The 17,020-nt window shown below is 56.4% G+C and carries 11 protein-coding genes; 4 read left to right on the top strand and 7 right to left on the bottom strand.

The annotated features are described in order from the left end of the window. Positions 1-13: 13 nt before the first annotated feature. The 4 genes from HMPREF9465_RS10985 to HMPREF9465_RS10970 all read right to left on the bottom strand — a co-directional run bounded on the left by HMPREF9465_RS10985 (position 14) and on the right by HMPREF9465_RS10970 (position 7,098). The gene (locus tag HMPREF9465_RS10985; RefSeq protein WP_038007842.1) at positions 14-3,775 is read right to left on the bottom strand and encodes an autotransporter outer membrane beta-barrel domain-containing protein; all 3,762 of its coding nucleotides are present in this window, start codon (positions 3,773-3,775) and stop codon (positions 14-16) included. 167 nt (positions 3,776-3,942) lie between these two features. Continuing rightward, the gene (locus HMPREF9465_RS10980) at positions 3,943-5,241 is read right to left on the bottom strand and encodes an IS256 family transposase (RefSeq protein WP_005433166.1); all 1,299 of its coding nucleotides are present in this window, start codon (positions 5,239-5,241) and stop codon (positions 3,943-3,945) included. Continuing rightward, complete coding sequence (locus HMPREF9465_RS13820) at positions 5,238-6,023, bottom strand: ESPR domain-containing protein (protein WP_005436983.1); 786 nt, start codon at positions 6,021-6,023, stop codon at positions 5,238-5,240. The genes HMPREF9465_RS10980 and HMPREF9465_RS13820 overlap by 4 nt, the downstream gene beginning before the upstream one ends. 619 nt (positions 6,024-6,642) lie before the next feature. Further along, positions 6,643-7,098, bottom strand: a complete 456-nt coding sequence (locus HMPREF9465_RS10970) for a hypothetical protein (protein WP_005436981.1) — start codon at positions 7,096-7,098, stop codon at positions 6,643-6,645. Between the two features lie 331 nt (positions 7,099-7,429). Between HMPREF9465_RS10970 and HMPREF9465_RS10965 the strand changes: the two genes are divergently transcribed. Beyond that, on the top strand, positions 7,430-10,072 hold the full coding sequence (locus HMPREF9465_RS10965; protein ID WP_005436980.1) for an immunity protein Imm33 domain-containing protein: 2,643 nt from the start codon (positions 7,430-7,432) through the stop codon (positions 10,070-10,072). Between the two features lie 35 nt (positions 10,073-10,107). Here the strand turns inward: HMPREF9465_RS10965 and HMPREF9465_RS10960 are convergent, their stop codons facing one another. Then, complete coding sequence (locus HMPREF9465_RS10960) at positions 10,108-10,563, bottom strand: helix-turn-helix domain-containing protein (protein ID WP_051009083.1); 456 nt, start codon at positions 10,561-10,563, stop codon at positions 10,108-10,110. Positions 10,564-10,788: 225 nt separating this feature from the next. Between HMPREF9465_RS10960 and HMPREF9465_RS12560 the strand changes: the two genes are divergently transcribed. After that, on the top strand, positions 10,789-12,066 hold the full coding sequence (locus HMPREF9465_RS12560; RefSeq protein WP_005436978.1) for an RNA-guided endonuclease InsQ/TnpB family protein: 1,278 nt from the start codon (positions 10,789-10,791) through the stop codon (positions 12,064-12,066). Positions 12,067-12,380: 314 nt separating this feature from the next. On the opposite strand, the gene rarD is transcribed toward HMPREF9465_RS12560, so the two are convergent. Together rarD and HMPREF9465_RS10945 are read right to left on the bottom strand one after the other, a co-directional pair. After that, a complete protein-coding gene (gene rarD / locus HMPREF9465_RS10950; protein ID WP_005436976.1) occupies positions 12,381-13,292 on the bottom strand; it encodes an EamA family transporter RarD in 912 nt (303 codons plus the stop codon). Continuing rightward, positions 13,292-13,591, bottom strand: coding sequence for a DUF6429 family protein (locus HMPREF9465_RS10945; RefSeq protein WP_005436974.1), 300 nt, complete (start codon positions 13,589-13,591; stop codon positions 13,292-13,294). Before HMPREF9465_RS10945 ends, rarD begins: the two co-directional genes overlap by 1 nt. 475 nt (positions 13,592-14,066) lie before the next feature. On the opposite strand from HMPREF9465_RS10945, the gene HMPREF9465_RS10940 reads away from it, so the two are divergent. Beyond that, positions 14,067-15,053, top strand: a complete 987-nt coding sequence (locus tag HMPREF9465_RS10940; protein WP_038007838.1) for a tyrosine-type recombinase/integrase — start codon at positions 14,067-14,069, stop codon at positions 15,051-15,053. A 557-nt stretch (positions 15,054-15,610) separates the two neighbouring features. Next, positions 15,611-16,771 carry a sulfatase-like hydrolase/transferase gene (locus tag HMPREF9465_RS10935; RefSeq protein WP_147645369.1) on the top strand — a complete coding sequence of 387 codons (1,161 nt, stop codon included), beginning with the start codon at positions 15,611-15,613 and terminating at the stop codon, positions 16,769-16,771. Positions 16,772-17,020 lie beyond the last annotated feature (249 nt).

Genomic DNA, 17,020 nt, shown 5'->3' with positions numbered 1-17,020 from the left:
GAGACGATCAGTATCAGAAGAGATACTTCATGTTGAGCTGGCCATAGAACTCGCGATGGTCGTTGTCGCCGAAGGCACCACCGATCTGGCCGCCGAAGGAGAGGGCGTCCTTGCGGGCTTCAAGACCGAAGCCCACGCGGCCGACGTTTTCGCTCCAGACGTCGAGGTTGGTGTTGATGGCGGCAGCGCCGAACTTCGTCGTGGCTTCGACGTCCGTGTCACCGAACGTGTGGACATAGGCCACGTCGACCGTCGGACGGAGCGTCCAGCCGGAGGCGAGGTCCATGTTGCCCGAGAAGGCCACGCCGATCGGCATGCTCACGAGGTTCTGGTCCATGTCATCCACGGAGAGGCCCTTGGCGGTGTTGTAGCCGTCAGTGGCGACGCGCAGGTAGTTGAGACCGACGTACGGAACAGCCTGACAGGACTTGCTGATCTGGAAGGCCATTTCGCTGCGGGCACCGATCGTGAAGATCGTGGCGTCGATGTCGGCGGAGTCGCCGTCAGCGGACGTGACATCGTTCTTCGTCGTCATGAGGCCCATCTGGCCAACGAGGTTGAACTGGCCCATGCGCTTGGCAGCGTAGCCCTGAACGCCGTAGTAGTCCACGTCGTTCTTGACGCCGTCGTTGTCGCCTTCGCCTTCAACGTCGCCGGTTCCGAAGTTGCCCATGACGCCGAACGTCATGTCGCCCATCGTGTATTCACCGCCGACCGTGATGCCGCCGAGCTCGGTCTTCGTTTCAAGAGCGCCGGAGTCGCCGCCCATCTTGAGGGAGGTGCCCGTCACTTCAGCGAAACCCGTCCAGCCGTCCAGGAAGACGTTGGTGAGCGCAGCACGCTTCGTGGCCTGGTCGATGCCCATCGTGGCGGCTTCAATGCCGGCCGTCTGGACGCCACCCGCAGTAGCGAGGTTGAGGGCGCCGTTGAGGCGGGCTTCGCGCTGGCTGCCGGACGTGATGGCAGTGTTGGCTTGGTCAAGGAGGGAACCGATCACTTCGTTGTCGGCCATGCCGTCAAGGGCAGCGCCGTCAAAGTGTTCAAGGCCCGTACCGGCGAGTTCGGAACCCGTGGCGATCTTGAACGTGTACTGGTTGTCCTCGTTTTCAACCTTGACAACCTTGTAGAGGAGGTTGTCGACCGTGACGGTCGTGAAGCCTTCATGTTCGACCTCAACGACACCCTTGTCGGCCACGTGCACGTAATGAATCGTGGAACCCTTTTCGCCAGTGATCTTGCCGGTCACGTCGGTGGAAAGATTGCCTTCCTGACCGTCATCAACAGAGGCATCAACAATCAGCGTGCCGTTGGAACCAATGTTCACGCCATTCTTGGCTTTGGTCTCGCCAACGTTGATGCTGGCGTTGGCGAGATTGACCTGTCCGCTCAGGTAGAGACCGGCCTTTTCGTTGTACTTGCCGAGGCCGTCGCGGGCGTCAGAAGTCCTGGCGGTTGTGCCAAGAGCAAGAACGCCTTCCTCGACCACGAACTTGTTGGTAGGAGCGACCGTAGACTGAACGGCGAGGGCACCACCTTCCTTGACGGTCAACGTCTGCGAATCGTTGGCACTACTGATTGCACCAAACTCGTAATTGCCGGTGACCTCGACGCTGGTCTTGCCGCCCATGTCATAGTCTGCGCCGGTAACGAGGTCGCCGGACTCGAGCTTGTCGAAGCCCTTGATCACGATGCGGTCAGAGCCATCGAGCAGGGCGACTTCAGAGGCTTCAGTCTTGGAGAAGTCATAGCCGTTCACGAAGTTGAGCGTTGCCGAATCAGCGCCGGAACCGTCGATGACGGCGTCGGCCTTCAAGAACTTGAAGTCCTTGTAGATCGTGAGCGTGCCAGCAGCGACAGTTGCATTGGCCTTGCCCTTGTTATTGGCATTGGCGCCTTCCTCAAGCACGCGACCACCAAGGTAGACGTTGCCATTCAGGCTGCCGGCGTCGAGTGTGATGTTGGTCGTGTCAACCGCAGAGAGGGCGTCGTTGTAGCACTCATGACCTTTGCCATAGTTGCCGCCGATCGAGAGGCCGCCGCCGTAGATGTCGCCGTGGATCGTACCGCCGGCAACCGTGATGTTGGACGTGCCGACCCAGGTCGTGCCACCCGTGGAGGCGATGCCGCCGCCATAGATGTTGCCCTGCATGCCGGCCTTTTCTTCACCGATGACGCCGCCGGAGATGTTGATGTTGGCAACTTCAACACGCGCGCCCGCGGCATCCTTGGCAGAGCCATCTTCAGCGATGGCGATGCTGTTGCCCGCAGCCATGCCGCCGCCGACGATGGCAGCCTTGCCGTCCTGAATGGCCTTGAGCCCGGCCTTGAGGTACAGCTTCATGTCAGGCGTATCCTTGCCTTCACCGCTGGGATAATTTTCGACCTCGTTGAAGACCTCAACATGGAGACGGCCGACCTTGCCGCCGGCAACGTTGATGTTGACATTGCCGACATTGGCTTCGGCGTTGCGGGCGTCTTCATAGACACCACCAACCTCAGGGTTGGAATCGTCAACAGCGAGACCGCCGCCGAAGAGACCGTCGACGGAGCCACCCATCACGTTAAACGTTACATTGTCAACGTTCGCCTGAACGCCGAGGCCCTTATGGGCTTCCTTGGAACCCGTCCAGACAGCAACACCACCGCCCATCAGGCCGATCGTTTCACCGCCGGCGATGTTGACGAGAACATCCTCATCAACATTGGCAGAAGCAAGAACGTCTTTGCCCGTGAGAGAGTGACCGGAACCAACCGCGAACCCGCCGGCAACGAGGGCAACGTTGTAACCGCTGTTGACCTGGATGCCGACATTCTTCACGGAAGCGTCAGCCTTGGGCGAATGTTCGCCATTATCGCCACGCACGCTGTCGTCATAGCCAAGGGCAATGCCACCGCCGAGAACGCCAATGGTAGCGCCGTCGTAATCGTCAATGGCCGTGGCAAATTCGACGACCTTGTCAACCTTGGCCTTGCCACCGGAGGCACCCAAATTCTTGATGGCACTGATAAGACCGCTCTTCCAGGCGACGTCAAACGTCTGATCCGGCTTTGCTTCGTTGCCGCCGAGAAGGATCGTGACATTGTCAGCCTTGGCCGTACTGACTGCCGAAGAAGCAGGATGGTTGTTCTGATAGGTCGCTGCAATCCCGCCGCCCACAAGGCCGAGCGTCGTCATGCCGGTGCCGACCTTGATGGTGATGTCGTGCGATTCGGCCAAAGCCGTGCCCGATTCCGTCTTGACGGTCTCTGTGAGTTCAGGACTGAATCCCTTCAGCTTTTCGGAGATCTTCTTGCCCAGTTCGTTGATGGGCTTGAAGGCATCGTTCTCCGCATCAAGCGTCCCGTTGAAAAAATCCATCATCGTGCCGCCGTCAACGGAAAGGGCCATGCCGCCGCCCATGACGCCTGCTGCGAGACCATTCTGAAGATCGATGACAGTGGAGCCCTCGACCTTGGACACGGCGTCGCCACTGGCCATGCCGATCGCAAGACCGCCGCCGGCAATGCCGGCAGCAAGAGTGTTGATGGAGCCATGGGCTTCGTTACCCTTGGAGTTGTTGAGGGTGAAGTAAGAGTTGCCCGTCACGGTGGAATTGGAAACGCCGTCAAAAACAGCAATGGACGATCCACCTGCGAAGGCACCGGCAACGCACCCCGTACCCTTGACGTTCAGAATGGAATCGCCGTTGAGAGTCGTCGTGGTGTTGCTTGCATTGGTATAAACATAGCCTGTGATCTCGACAGGTCCTAAACTCTTTTTCTTGGAGATCGTCAAGCCACTGCCAATGTTGACGGCGGAACTAGCTCCGATGGGAGTGTCAGGATTTCTGTGTCTGGGGAGGTTATTCCAGGGGCAGCCCAACGAGGCTGCCCTTTGTTTTTTGTGATGCAGTATGCCAGACCTGATGCGATAGCGCGGGTAGTCTAATCATACCCCTTGTCTTACTCCATGGCACCTGTAAAGCGCTCGCCAAACAGCAGAGCGAACTGAGGCATGGCAGCAGACCACCTGGCTGTAGCACGCTTCCAGGAGGTCGTGAAATTCATGATAGCCAGGTAGATCAGCTTCCGGGCTGCGTCCTCACTAGGGAATAGAGTGCGCGTCTTGATCACCTTCCTGACAGCGCGGTTTAGCCCTTCAATCGCATTGGTCGTATAGATCAGTGTACGGATCTCTGGCGGGAACTGGAAGAACGGGATCACTTGCGCCCAGGCGCGTTCCCAGATCTGGATGATGGCTGGATACTTCTTGCCCATGTCCGTGCTTCCAAAACGCTCCAGAGCGCGTTCTGCAGCGTCGGCATCCACTGCCTGGTAGATGGGCTTCAGCTCCTTGCATACGGCCGCCCTGTCCTTCTGAGAGACGAATGAGGTGGATGCGCGGATAAGGTGGACGATGCAGGTCTGGTGGAGGGTCTGCGGATACACGGTTTCAAGAGCCTCCGTCATGCCCTTCAGGCCGTCCGTAACGGCGATGAGGATGTCCTCCACGCCTCGGGCCTTGAGCCCGTTGAACACGCTCGCCCAGAAGCTTGCGCCCTCGTTCTCGGCGATCCACATGCCCAGAACCTCACGCGTACCGTCCGTGCGAACACCAATCCCGAGATGAACAGCCATGTTCTTTACGGCTGCGCCGCTGCGGATTTTGACTCGAAGGGCGTCGAAGAAAGCGACGGGATACACACTTGCGAGCGGGCGATTCTGCCACTCCCGGACGTCCTCAAGCACTCTGTCAGTAACCTTGCTGACGTAGTCGGGGCTGATGTCCACCCCGTAGAGGTTGTCGATGAAGGCCTGGATGTCACGGGTGCTCATGCCCCTGGCGTACATGGCGATGATCTGCTCGTCCATCTTGCCGAACGAGCGGCTGTGCTTGGGCACGATGATCGGGTCGAAAGTGTTCTGTCGGTCGCGCGGAACGCTCAGCGGCAGAGGACCAAACTCGGTCTTCAGGGTCTTGTGGCTAAAGCCGTTGCGCTTGTTGGAAAGCTGGGGAAGCTCGTCAGCGGCGACCTCTTCAGGAGGCGTTTCAGTGGGCTGACAGCCTGTGAGATGGGCATCCATTTCTCCCTGCAGCATGGCTTCGACGAAGCGTTGGGAGAAGGTACGGACGGCCTCGGAGAAGGCTTCGGGGCCCAGCGGGCGGCCCGATGCTCGAAGCTCGGAAACGTACTGGTCGATATGGTTATCGAGGGGGTTGGTGGACTTCTTACGAGAATTGCGTTTGGTATTCGTGTTCATTGGATGCACCCGATTGGCGGGCTCCGATTATCCCATGGACACAAAATTTCTGACGCTCTCGCTCCGATCGCGCCGATAACGTTGCCGGATTCGATTTCAACAACAGAGTTGCCATGACGGACAATTTCCGTAGAGCGTGAAGCCTGCTTGCCAATCTCATTTTTGTCGAGAGCTAGATTGAGGGCAGGATTGAGCACTCGGTCAGCGCCTACCATTCCCAAAACAATCGGGGATGTATTATCTTCCGCGTCGCCGATAATCGTATGCGTCCCCTTGTCAAGGATGAGGATCGAGTTCGAATCCAGAGGCTCGAACTGCTTCTGCATAATTTCAATGATGTGCTTGTAGGTCTTGTTATCAGTGACCTCGGCTGCTATTCCCATCAAGTCATGACTACTCTTTTCCATGTAGTTCTGGCCGCCGGCATAACCAAACACGGTGCCGGTCTTGTTTTCCTCGTTAAACTGCCCCAAGGCCTCGATTATGACGGAAAGACCTTTATCTTTTGCATTGTTAAGGTCAACAATAAGCTGCGGAACGCTGGCGTTGGTCAGAATATGCGTTGTCTCACCCTTGCCGTTGAGGAACTTGAACGTTCCCTCGTTTTTGACGATCGAGTCATAAGTGAGGTCGCCGGCCATCGTACCGCCGGCCATCAGTGCCGTCACGGCGGCCGCAATCACCGTCTTCGTTCCCTTCGCCTGGACGGAGGATGTGGCTTCATTTACCACCATCAGGGCACCACGCGCCTTGTTGAAAACAACTTTGAATGTCGAGTTCATTACAATCTCCAGTTGCATGTCGAGATTTTTGAACGTGTCCATCGGTTGTGATGAATACGCGGTACACAGTTTCGGCTCTACACACACTACCCTCCGATAAGGGTAAACCCTTACTCTTGGGGGGCAGTTAATTTCAATTGATTATCACTGTGTAACAAACGAAAATGTGCTGTTGATATGAATTGACAAATCTTTTTTGAAGGTGTGGCTTGCTTGCAACACTAACCTAAAGGGATCATTCTCGGGGAATGGTCGATAATTTGTGATTCGCTTGATGCCGACAGTCAGCGATGCGGTTCCGGGATGCGCCTATTCTGATTCCGTTCGGGATAGTTTTTTTTGTGCGACTGTGCCATTGCCGGATAGACAAATGCCTGATGAAATGAATCAGTGCCGTGGTGCAAGAAACATCCCTCATTGTGGACGACATGTCAGGGCATGCTTTCTGAGCTGCGTGGCAGGGAAGGCATATCTGGCGCTCAAGAACATGCCCGAATGGATTGGAAGGCGTGACCGAAGTGCGTTGAGGTTCGAAAGGTGCACTCTTCAGGTAAAAGGCGGTCGGCAAAATGGCCGCAGGAAATGGGAACCTGCGGCCTTGCATGAATGTGGCGAGCGGCTACTTGAGGTACCTCGGCACCCTGCGCTTCGTGAAGAGGGTGGCGATGAAGAGGGTAACGGTGTAGAGAAGGGGCCAGAGGACGCCGCCCAGGACGGCGATGATGTTCAGCGAGGTTTCTTCAACGATGATGCTCTCCATGCCGAACCAGCCGGTCATCATGGCGACGAGCGGGCCGCCGTAGTACTGGTCGACGGCCGAGATGAAGACACAGACGAGGAGGGCGACGATGGAGGCGATGAGAGAGGCGCCCGCAGCACGGGTGATCGTCCTGCAGCGCATCATGGCGAGGCCGAAGAGAAGAATGTAGAGAAGGATCGAGGCGGGGTAGACGAAGGATGAGGACATCCATCCCGTGTAAAAGAGGATGCGCTCCCAACCAACTGCGGTGACCGCGACGGAAAAGGCTGTCGCGATGAGGGAGAGCACGATGACGATGAAGGATCCGATTCGCATGTAGGGCCTGTCTTCTTGACTTGTTGCGGGCAGGCTTCTGCCGTGAGGCGGGCTCCTGAAACGCCCTCTACGCACGGCATGCCATCGATAATACATTTTACCTGAAGCGGTGCCGGGCGGCCAAAACGAGACGTTGCAAAACGTATTGCGGCTGCCCTCAGGCCAGCCCCGTGAAACGTCTCTACCGCAGAGGCTCCGATCTGCACAAAATGCTCACGATTAGAGCATAAAGGAATCGGCATCCTGTGTGCTTTGTTATAATACCGGATCCGCCTCGACGATCGGGGCGACCCTCTGAATCCACGACGGCAATCAAAAACGGAGACATCGAATGACGGGAAGTCGGATATCCAGGAACTGCCCCAGCAGAACGTTTGACCGGCAGGAAGCCCTGAAGATCATTCAAGGGGAGAAGCCCTACAGCGACCTGACCGCTCGATTCGAGCAGACCGACACCGAGGACGTGATGTTTGAGGCTCTTGACGTCATCATTCCCTGGATCGCTTCCGCCTCCATGGAACTCAGCCTCACGGAGCACTGCGCCGACGTCTACAACTTCAACCGGATCTGTCTGCACATCCTTGAATGCGGCGGCGAGTGCGGTCTGGTGCATCTTCTCTGTGCGGAATCGTACCTGCTCAGGAACGAGGTCGACAACGCTGCCGCACACCTCAAGGCAGCCGAGAGCTTGGCGAAGGTCGAAGGCAACTCCTACGGATATGATCTTCGCAGCCTGGTGAAGGCTCGCAAGCACACCCTTCAGATCATCCGTGCCTTGTATGAACACAAGGAAGACAAGGCCGAAAAGCTCTTCAACAAGCTCACTTTCGAAGAGCAGATGGAAGACCCGTTCGTTCTTCGTCACATGGCCGAGACATGGGCCTTCCAGGGCTTCTTCAAGGAGGAAGAGGATCATGAACTCTTCGAGAAGAACCTCAGCAAGGCCCTCGAGACTTTCGGTCTCTACTTCGTGGCAGGAGGGTCTGCGCCCAGGGCCTACCAGGTTACGGCCGTCATTTTGAGCAGGCTGGGCAACAAGGCCGAGATGATCGAAACGCTTGAGGACGGTCTCGACTCGGTGGTCGACTTTGAGGACAGCGACGGCGTGCTGACTCTCTCGGTCATGTGCCGTGCCGCAGTCACCGGAGGCGACCGGCTCTGCGACGAAACGCCGAGGGACTACGCACTCGACTTGACGAAGGCCGAGCGCATCGAGTGGATGCGCAGCCAGTATGAGCGCGGTGACGAGGGCAAGCGCGCGATTCTCGAAGTGACGTCGCCGATTCCTCTCGACAACTTCAGCCGCGTCGAGCTTGATTTCATCGCGCGTGCCGCACTTGACATGCAGGACCCGCAGAAACTTGAGGCAGTTCTGGATGTTTCCGGCAACAACAAGGACGGCAACCTCATCAGGCTCTCGCTCGTCTGCGGTCTGCTCCAGCTGAAGGGTAACTGGAAGGAGGCGCGCCATACCGCATCCTTGGCTGCGCGCTTGCTCTTTGACGGGAACATTGAGCAGCATTTTGCCGTCGACACGGGGCTGCTGCTCTTCACGTACGTCGTCGAAGGTTTCAAGCAGGATGGTGACATGTCGGTGATTGACACTTTCGTCAATAACATCAAGCCTGAGTGGGGCATGCTTCGCCAACTCGTCTCCATGGCGGCCGCAGGTGAGATCCTCGAGAGTAGCTTCGGCAGCAAGGAAGACCGCGTGAAAAAGGCCAGGGGCCTTCTTGAAGCCCTGCCCGAAGAGGGCAGGGATGCCGACTGGTTCTTCCTGATGCTCAGGTGCCTGGTTCTTGCCGAAGATTACGACGAGGCGAAAAAGGTCGCAGCCAAGACGAGGAAGTTCCTCGACGAATACGCCAGGAACCTGATCGAGCAGGCCGAGGCGCAGGGGTATTACGGCACCCAGTCCGAGCTGAACATGCTTCGTCGGAACCTCGCGATTATTGAAACCATTCTCAAGGATCACGACTCCATCAAGGATTTCTTCAACAAGAGCACCGTCGCTGAGCTCGACAAGTCGCACCTCAAGGTCGAACGCATGATCCCGAACCCGAACGGCCCCGCCATCATGGTCTGCTCTCATCCTGTAGACAAGCACATCGTGCGCATCGTGGCCGTGGCCGAACTGGCGATGAAGCATGTGATTGATGGCGCCCAGGCCGAAGTCTCCGGAGCGATCACGAACGAAGAGGCCGATGCGGTCAAGCTGTCCGTGCTCACGATTGCCGCCCCCGCAGAAGAGGTGAAGAAAATCAACGCAAGCGACTGGAGAGTGCTTCTTCTTGACGCCATCTCACGTCAGATGAACCAGGAAGGCAAGATGCCCGAGCCCGGCTACATGGTCACGTGCACCAGTTCGCCCACGTTCCCCAACACGCCGTTTGCCGGCATGTGCCTTTGCGAAGCCTGGGACGCCGTCTCGGCCTCGCTCAACTCGATCGCCATATATGAGCTCGTGCCGCTCTACGCCAACGAGTGCGATTTTGCCGCGCTCTACGGCCATGAGAAGCTTCTTGAGCGCCTGCAGAAGACGAACTTCTGGCCCGTGTCGATTGATCGAGAAGACTGCTGCGCCTCGGCCGAATGGCGCCCGCTCATTCCCAAGAGCCAGATCCGCCCGATGATCGAGGGTCCGATGGCCACGGCCTATGCCTGGGTGACGCCGGGCGTTCTTCAGAAGGGTGAGGACATCGGCATTTTCTACCGCAGGAAGCCCGACGGGGCATTCTCGGGCTGGGTGTTCCTCGGCACAAGCGAACGCATGGACGAGAACCTCACGTCCTCGAAACTCCTTCAGATCGACCTCAACACGCTCGCCAACTACGCCCCCTACATCGTGGGCTTCCTTGATGCGGAGGAGAAAAGCGCCTTCAGGCACGACGGCTGCGGCTCGGTCTCGAAGATCGAGTACGCCACCATGAAGTACGCAGGCATTCCTGATGCCGGCGGCAGGCGCCTGAGCTGATCCCTCAAACCAATGCCCGCATTCGACGGAAACCGTCATCTGCTTGATCTTGCCTTGAATCGGACGCGACTTTCTGAATCGCACGAAGCCTGCCTTCGGGATGCGGACTCGACCGTTGGCCTCGTCCCAATCCGTCGGGCGAACTTGCGGAATGCGGAAGGAATCCCTGTCGCCCCGAGCTTGGAACTTTGGGAAGCCCGTTTCTTAGCCTTGAACGCTTGGATTGCAGCAGACGCGTCCATCAGGCACTGTTGAAGTGCCTGAGAAGGCGCTTCCTGCAACCACAACATGTCGTCTTCCTTTTTCCACAGCACCAACCGTCCGGCCAGCTCCGTGTACTTGAGAAAAGGAACCTCTTGTTCAAGGCACCGCTTCTGCAGTTCTATCGCCTTGTTCCACACGAAACGCCGACACCCGGCAGCTTGAGCGAAGATTCGCTTCTGCTCCCGGGTAGGCATCAGTTCGAACTTGTAGGCGATGTTGGCTTTCATGATTTCAATCCTACACCGTCCTTTTCGAGGACGCATGCTTCGCACGAGTTTGTGCGAAGGGGATTTGAGCACCTATCATCCCGGCGGTTAAAACCGCGGGTTTTCTCGGCTCGACTTTATCTAACGGGCCGTAAAACCTCTCCATTCATGGGGAGGATATAAGGCCCAAATGGGCATTTGGTCGTAAAGCACGCATTCTTAAAGGAAGTGTGCCATGATGTTCATATGAAGATCACCTGCGCCTTTCAATACGAACTCTATGTTGACGAGACCCGACGTGCGGCCTTGAGCCGAAACGCCGGTTGCCGCAGGTTTGTCTTCAACAAGGCGTTGGGGATCCAAAACGAGCGCAAGTCTAAAGGTGAAAAGCTTCTCACCTACAAGGAGCTCGCCCACGAGTTGGTGCTCTGGAAAAAACAACCCGAGACCGCCTTCCTTCGCGAGGCCATGGCCCAACCGCTCCAGCAAGCCCTGCTCGATCTCGATCGCGCCATCAGCGACAGCTTCCGTCCCAAGAGCGATCCGGCACACAAAGGATGGCCGAAGTTCAAGGCGAAAGATATCGGAGACGGCTTTCGGGTTCCGCAGTTTGCTCCAGAACACATCGACGATGCCAACGGGCGAGTCAAGCTCCCGAAGATCGGCTGGATTCGATACCGTAGAACGCGTGCCATCGCGTTTGAGTGTGCGAACGGGACGCTCGTTCCCGGTGTCGTGAAACAGATTCACGTCAAGAAGGACTGCGGCCGCTGGTTCGTGATCTTCACGGTTGAGTTCGAAGTCCAGGCTCCCGACATGAAGGCGCTCGATGTCGGAATCGACGTCGGCGTCGTGCATGCCGTCGCGACGAGCGACGGACGATTCTACGATCTCGACACGGAGAAGATTCGCTCGATCGAGAAACGCATTGCGGGCTTGAAACGCAAGCTTTCGCTCAACCAGGAGTCGCGAAAGAAACTCGCGAAGTTGGGACTGGCGGAGCCTTTTGACAAGAAGCAGCCGAGTCGCAAGCGCCGTCAGCTCAAGGAGAGGATTCAAAACCTATACCGAAAGATTCGTTGCATTCGACAGGATTTCCACAGGAAGACGGCGCATGCGCTCGCGCAGGAGTACGGCTGCGTGTACGTCGAGGACCTGAAGGTGAAGAACATGACGGCGTCTGCCAAGGGCACCGTTGCGAATCCCGGCAAGAATGTGAAGCAGAAAAGCGGGCTCAACCGCGCCATCCTGCGCACGGGGTTCTACAGTCTTCGCCAAACAATCGAATGGCAACTTCTGAAAGTGGGTGGTGTGATGATTCCCGTCGATCCGAGAGGGACGAGCATCACCTGCCCGCACTGTCAGAGCAGGGACAAACGCAACCGCCCGACGCAGGCGATTTTCAAGTGCGTCAACGAAAGTTGCGGCTTCGAAGCGAATGCCGACGTGGTGGGCGCCCTGAACGTGTTGAGGAAGGGCCGGACAGGCCCGAGTGCACACAACAAAAGCACATCGCCCATGTAGTGAGTGTTGGGGAGCAAGGCTTTCGGCCTAAGGACTCGATGCCATCAATGGGAACCGCCCTTGAACCACGAGACCGCGTGGTCCAAGGAATCCCCGCCCTTTAGGACGGGGAGGAAGTCAAAAACACTCTGGAACACAAAACGCGCATCGGGGAGGCATTAACGAACAGAAACACCGGGGATCAAAATTGAGGATTGAGCGTTCTCCTCGCGTCATCAGAGATGAAGAATTCATTACGCTGATGGCATTGAATTGAACGCAGGAAAGGACGATCATCGTAACTCCTGAGCACTCAGCATGAACACCCGAAGTGATCAATGAGCCTTGCGATGTTCGTGAACTTCTGCTAAAAGGAAGACAGCGATGCCGCTCCAGATGAAGAGGAGGGTGAAGAGTTCGCCCCAGCCGAAACGCTCGTTGAAGAATAGGATTCCGAGCAAAAGCGTGAGGATCGGCGAGATGTACTGGCAGAATCCGAGCACGTTCATCGGGAGGTTGACCGCTGCGATCGTAAAGAAGATAAGCGGGATGGAGGCGACGATGCCGGTGCCGGCGAGACAGAGCGAAAGCTCGGGATTGACCGTCGGCAGGAAGTGATTTTCACCGATCGACGAAAGCCAGAAGACATAACCCAAAGCAACGGGCATCATCATGAGGCCTTCAAGCAGAATGCTCACCCAGGCGTCGAGCATGAGCTTTTTCTTGAGCGCCCCGTAAATTCCCCAGGTCGCCGAGACGCCGAGCGAAATCCAGGGGAAGTGGCCGAAGGAGACGATCATGATGAGCACGCCGGTCATGGCGAGCATCACGCCAGCGGTCTTCGTGCGCGAGAGGCGTTCATGGAAAAAGAGAACACCGCAGGAAACGGAGATGAGCGGCGTGAGGAAAGTGCCGATGCCGAGCTCCACAACGTGACCGCTCAGAACGGCGATCACGTTTATCCACCAGTTGAGACCGGCGAAGCACGCGGCGGTCGCGAGCAGAAGGGCTGTGACGGGGGAGGTGAAAATCGACTTGATGTCGGACCAGGCGGAGCGGAGTTTTCCGCGGACCGCCATCACGAGCGGGATGAAGAGAAGCGACCAGAGAATGCGATGGGCAATCACCTCTACGGAGCCGGCTCCTTCGAGCAGGTTCCAGTAGATGGGCATGAGCCCCCAGCTGAGATAGGAGACGATGGCTCCGGTAAGTCCGAGCCGGAAGTCCGGCTCCAGTCGTTTGGTCATTAAGCTTCTGCAGCACCTTCAAGATGAGAAAGGCCGTACTTCTCCAGAATGTTGCGCGCCCGCCTGATGCCTTCGTCGGAAATCCAGACCGCCTTGTGGTCACAACCGGAAAGATCGGAGGACTGCAAAAGATTGTCGAGCGTCTCCCAGTCGAAGCTACGCCAGCTGGCACGGGCGACCTGGTCGTCATGGTTCCACTTGAAGCGCTTCAGATAAAGGAGCGCGAGGGTCAGTTCCTCGATGCCGGCCTCAATGGCATCGTCAGTCAGAGTGTCTTCATTGTTTTTTTGTTCTTGCATGGAGGCTTCCTGGCTTTGTTTTGTTTTTGCTATCTCGACATTCTACCTGCTGTGGCGAAAACGTGCCCGAACGAGGCGTTTTCAGAGCCCGGAAGCCCAAAAGGGCCTATTTTTTCACGTTCTCAAATGCCTCTCTCTCCTTGTCGCACAGCTAAAGAAAGGATTTTCATGTTCATCTGGACGCAAATAAACGCGATCTTTCTACTGCAGGCCATCATCCATTCATCTCAAACCATTCAACCGCGCCATGTGAAGTGCCGTTTCTGTTTTTTTTGCGCCGTCGCCCGAGCACAATCATCCTTGAAGCCCCTCTTGAAAATCCTGTAGTCCTGAACCCCTCAAGGGGTAAATCGGATCGAAGGAAGAGATATAATATGTTAATGTCGTAGAATGTTCATTCTCGTGCGTTATTTGGAGCGTCCGTCGCCCGCACCAAGAAACTCGCGTCTTCGTTCTCCATCAGGGGTTTTCAGAAATGTCAACGGATTTTGAGGTCATGGTTCCGCCGGAGGGCGCCGATTCGGGCGCAACTCAGAAAGGCATGCTGTCGGCAACGGCCGCTGCAAATTCGGGACAGGTCAATGCGGCGCTCGCCTATCTCGCGACGCTTCATTCGCCGCAGTCGCGCAAGTCGGTGGCGTCAAAACTCAATGTCTTCGCCCGATGGACCGGCGCCGCCGATCTTCGAGACTGCCGTTGGGGAGAGATGAAGACCGAACACGTGCTCGCGTTTCTCGCTAAACAGGAGCGCGACGGCATTTCGGGCTCAACTTCGAACTGTTATTTGGCTGCCCTCAAGGGGGTCGCTCAGGCTGCCTGGCTCGCACGATCGATGGAGCACGAGGACTACCTTCGCATCAAGTCCCTGAAGCAGAGGCGTATCTATCGACTACCTACGGGGCGCGCGCTTTCCTTTGACGAATCCCGAAATCTTCTCGCGGGGTGCGATGCGGACACGGCGATCGGCGCCCGCGACCGCGCCGTCATTTCACTCATGCTCGGCTGCGGACTTCGCCGCGGAGAAATTCCCGGCATCCGCATCGACAAGCTCGATCTCTACAACCGTTCCCTCACCCTGATAGGCAAGGGCGACAAGGAGAGGAGGGTGTTTCTTCCGCCGCCAGTCGCACAGGCAGTCGAAATCTGGATTCGTAGCTGGCGTGGCACAGAACCAGGATTGCTTTTCGGACGGATCTACAAGAACGGCCGGATTTCCATTACCGACGCTCTCGATTCGAGTTCGATCGGTCGGATTACGAAACGCCGCATGGAGTCCGCGAACCATGAGTCGGCGACGGCACATGATCTCCGACGAACATTCGCCACACGACTTTTCGCGAACAATGTCGACATCGTGACCGTCAAGAACATGATGGGGCACTCGAACATTTCGACCACCGCCATGTACGACCGTCGAGGTGATGATGCAATGAGAAGGGCGGCAGAAAATGCAGTTCTCTAATCATGGGAGTTCAGATTGACAACCTATTTCCGGGACTGATGACGGGCCGCCCGGGCGTCAACCATCCGGACGTCATAAAGTCACGCGTCTCCAGTCCAAAAGCCAATGGAAAATTGCCTGCCATACTGGTATAGTAGGTTCCCATTCGTCATTGTCGCGATGCCCTGAAACTTTCTACTGCAGGGGCAGATTTCGATTCTGCGTTTTCATCGACCTGCTTCCGATCATGCATGCAGCTCTGTCCGTGATCATTTCGACCTCGAGGAATTCCTCATAGAGAAGCGGATATGGGCGCGTCCGGCTCTCTCATTGAGCCTCCTAGTCAGCCTGTCGTAAAAATTGTCGAGGCGATCTATAAAGCGAATTGCAATATTAAAATGAATAGCATAATGATACCCCCCTCTAAGTTACGATTCAACTTGCCTTTCAGAGCATAGGTTAATGCTTTAATTCTGCCGATCACGCTCTATCTTTTCGCAGTCTCCTTCATTTTTCTGACAAATGCCTTTCTGCTCGGCACATACAAACATGCTTTCGGACACGCTGGCTACACTTTGTTGACAGCCGTCGGTCTTGCCGGATTTTTGTACGTCTTTCGCAAGGATCGACGAGATCTTGCGGCCACGCTGATCTTGTATTTGCTTCTGAATGTGCCGGGCGCCATGATGTACTGGGATGCAGATTCGAATGTTAGAGATGTCTTCGGTCTGCCACGGAGCCTCACGAAGAACAACTGTTGTGCGATCTCGCTTGCCGTATTAATTATGTTTTTTACGGCATCTTCGTGCTTTTTCCAGAACAGATTCGTACAGAGGCTGATCCGTCTGGTTTCCGCAGTACTCTGGGGTGCTGCCGTCTCATTGCCGCTTGCTTTCATTGCATACTGGTTGTCTCATGATGGCTTGATGAACGCCGACACGTTGATTGCGATCTGGCAGACCAATCCCAGCGAAGCGGTCGAATACTTCTCGTATAAGGGCGCGATGTTTACGGTCGGCGTTTGTTTTTTTGCCGTCCTTTTGTCCGCCATCTCAATCAGAGCGCTAACCTGTCGTCAAAGCATTGGCATCTTCAGCCGGGCTGTTCCAGTCATATCCGTCATCATGCTGGCCACGAGCATCGCAGCAGCCATGAAAAACGCAGGGAATCTCACTACGAACATCGTGACTGCTGCTGTCGAAAAAGTGCAGGAACTCAATTCATTCGAAAGCAAGCTGGAGGAACGGAAATCCCTGATTGCATCCCTCGAGGGCATCCGAGAACAGGGGCGCCACGGTCTTTACGTCGTCATTGTCGGGGAATCCCAGACTCGCGACAGGATGTCTGCCTACGGCTATGAGAAAGATACTACCCTGTGGTTGACACGTCAGGCGGTAGACAATCATTTCGTTCTCATGCAGAATGCCTATTCCTGCTACCCAAATACTGTTCGATCCCTTGAACAGGCACTTACGGCCCGCTCACAATTCACCGACAGACCTCTCGCCGAGAGCCCCTCGATCGTGGAAATTGCCCGAGCAGCCGGCTACCATGTTTCGTGGTTGAGCAACCAGAACAGGCTGGGCGGCTGGGACTCTCCAACTACCGTTATCGCCAACGAGGCAGACCATCAGGTCTGGATCAACGAAACCATCGGTGAGAAAATTCAGAGCCGGCATTACGACGATACACTTGTGGACGAACTTCGAAAGATACCTCTAAACAACCTCGGCACTTAAGTGGGAGGGTTTCGATACAGTCGAGGCTTTTCGCCTCGGGGTTGCCCCCGATTTGCTGTCACTCCGACCACGAAATCCTTGCTGACGCAGCCCTTGTACGGTAAGGGACGGAATCCCCCGCCGTCGGAACCTCCCGAACTCGCGCTCGGTGATCCCTTCTCGGGCTTGAATGACTACGACACCGGCGTCAAGCCAGGCTGTTACTCCGGCTAGAACGGCCTCACGGATCCGTTCCGGGGCGTAGGTTTG

Origin of the sequence: Sutterella wadsworthensis 2_1_59BFAA, assembly GCF_000297775.1 — a bacterium.
Classification (GTDB): Bacteria; Pseudomonadota; Gammaproteobacteria; order Burkholderiales; family Burkholderiaceae_F; genus Sutterella; species Sutterella wadsworthensis_A.
This window is presented reverse-complemented; position numbering and strand designations above follow the sequence as displayed.

Coding starts and splice junctions, on each gene's coding strand:
- HMPREF9465_RS10960 (WP_051009083.1), bottom strand. CDS start 10,563: ATGAAAGCCAACATCGCCTACAAGTTCGAACTGATGCCTACCCGGGAG.
- HMPREF9465_RS12560 (WP_005436978.1), top strand. CDS start 10,789: ATGAAGATCACCTGCGCCTTTCAATACGAACTCTATGTTGACGAGACC.
- HMPREF9465_RS10980 (WP_005433166.1), bottom strand. CDS start 5,241: ATGAACACGAATACCAAACGCAATTCTCGTAAGAAGTCCACCAACCCC.
- rarD (WP_005436976.1), bottom strand. CDS start 13,292: ATGACCAAACGACTGGAGCCGGACTTCCGGCTCGGACTTACCGGAGCC.
- HMPREF9465_RS10940 (WP_038007838.1), top strand. CDS start 14,067: ATGTCAACGGATTTTGAGGTCATGGTTCCGCCGGAGGGCGCCGATTCG.
- HMPREF9465_RS10970 (WP_005436981.1), bottom strand. CDS start 7,098: ATGCGAATCGGATCCTTCATCGTCATCGTGCTCTCCCTCATCGCGACA.
- HMPREF9465_RS13820 (WP_005436983.1), bottom strand. CDS start 6,023: ATGAACTCGACATTCAAAGTTGTTTTCAACAAGGCGCGTGGTGCCCTG.
- HMPREF9465_RS10945 (WP_005436974.1), bottom strand. CDS start 13,591: ATGCAAGAACAAAAAAACAATGAAGACACTCTGACTGACGATGCCATT.
- HMPREF9465_RS10965 (WP_005436980.1), top strand. CDS start 7,430: ATGACGGGAAGTCGGATATCCAGGAACTGCCCCAGCAGAACGTTTGAC.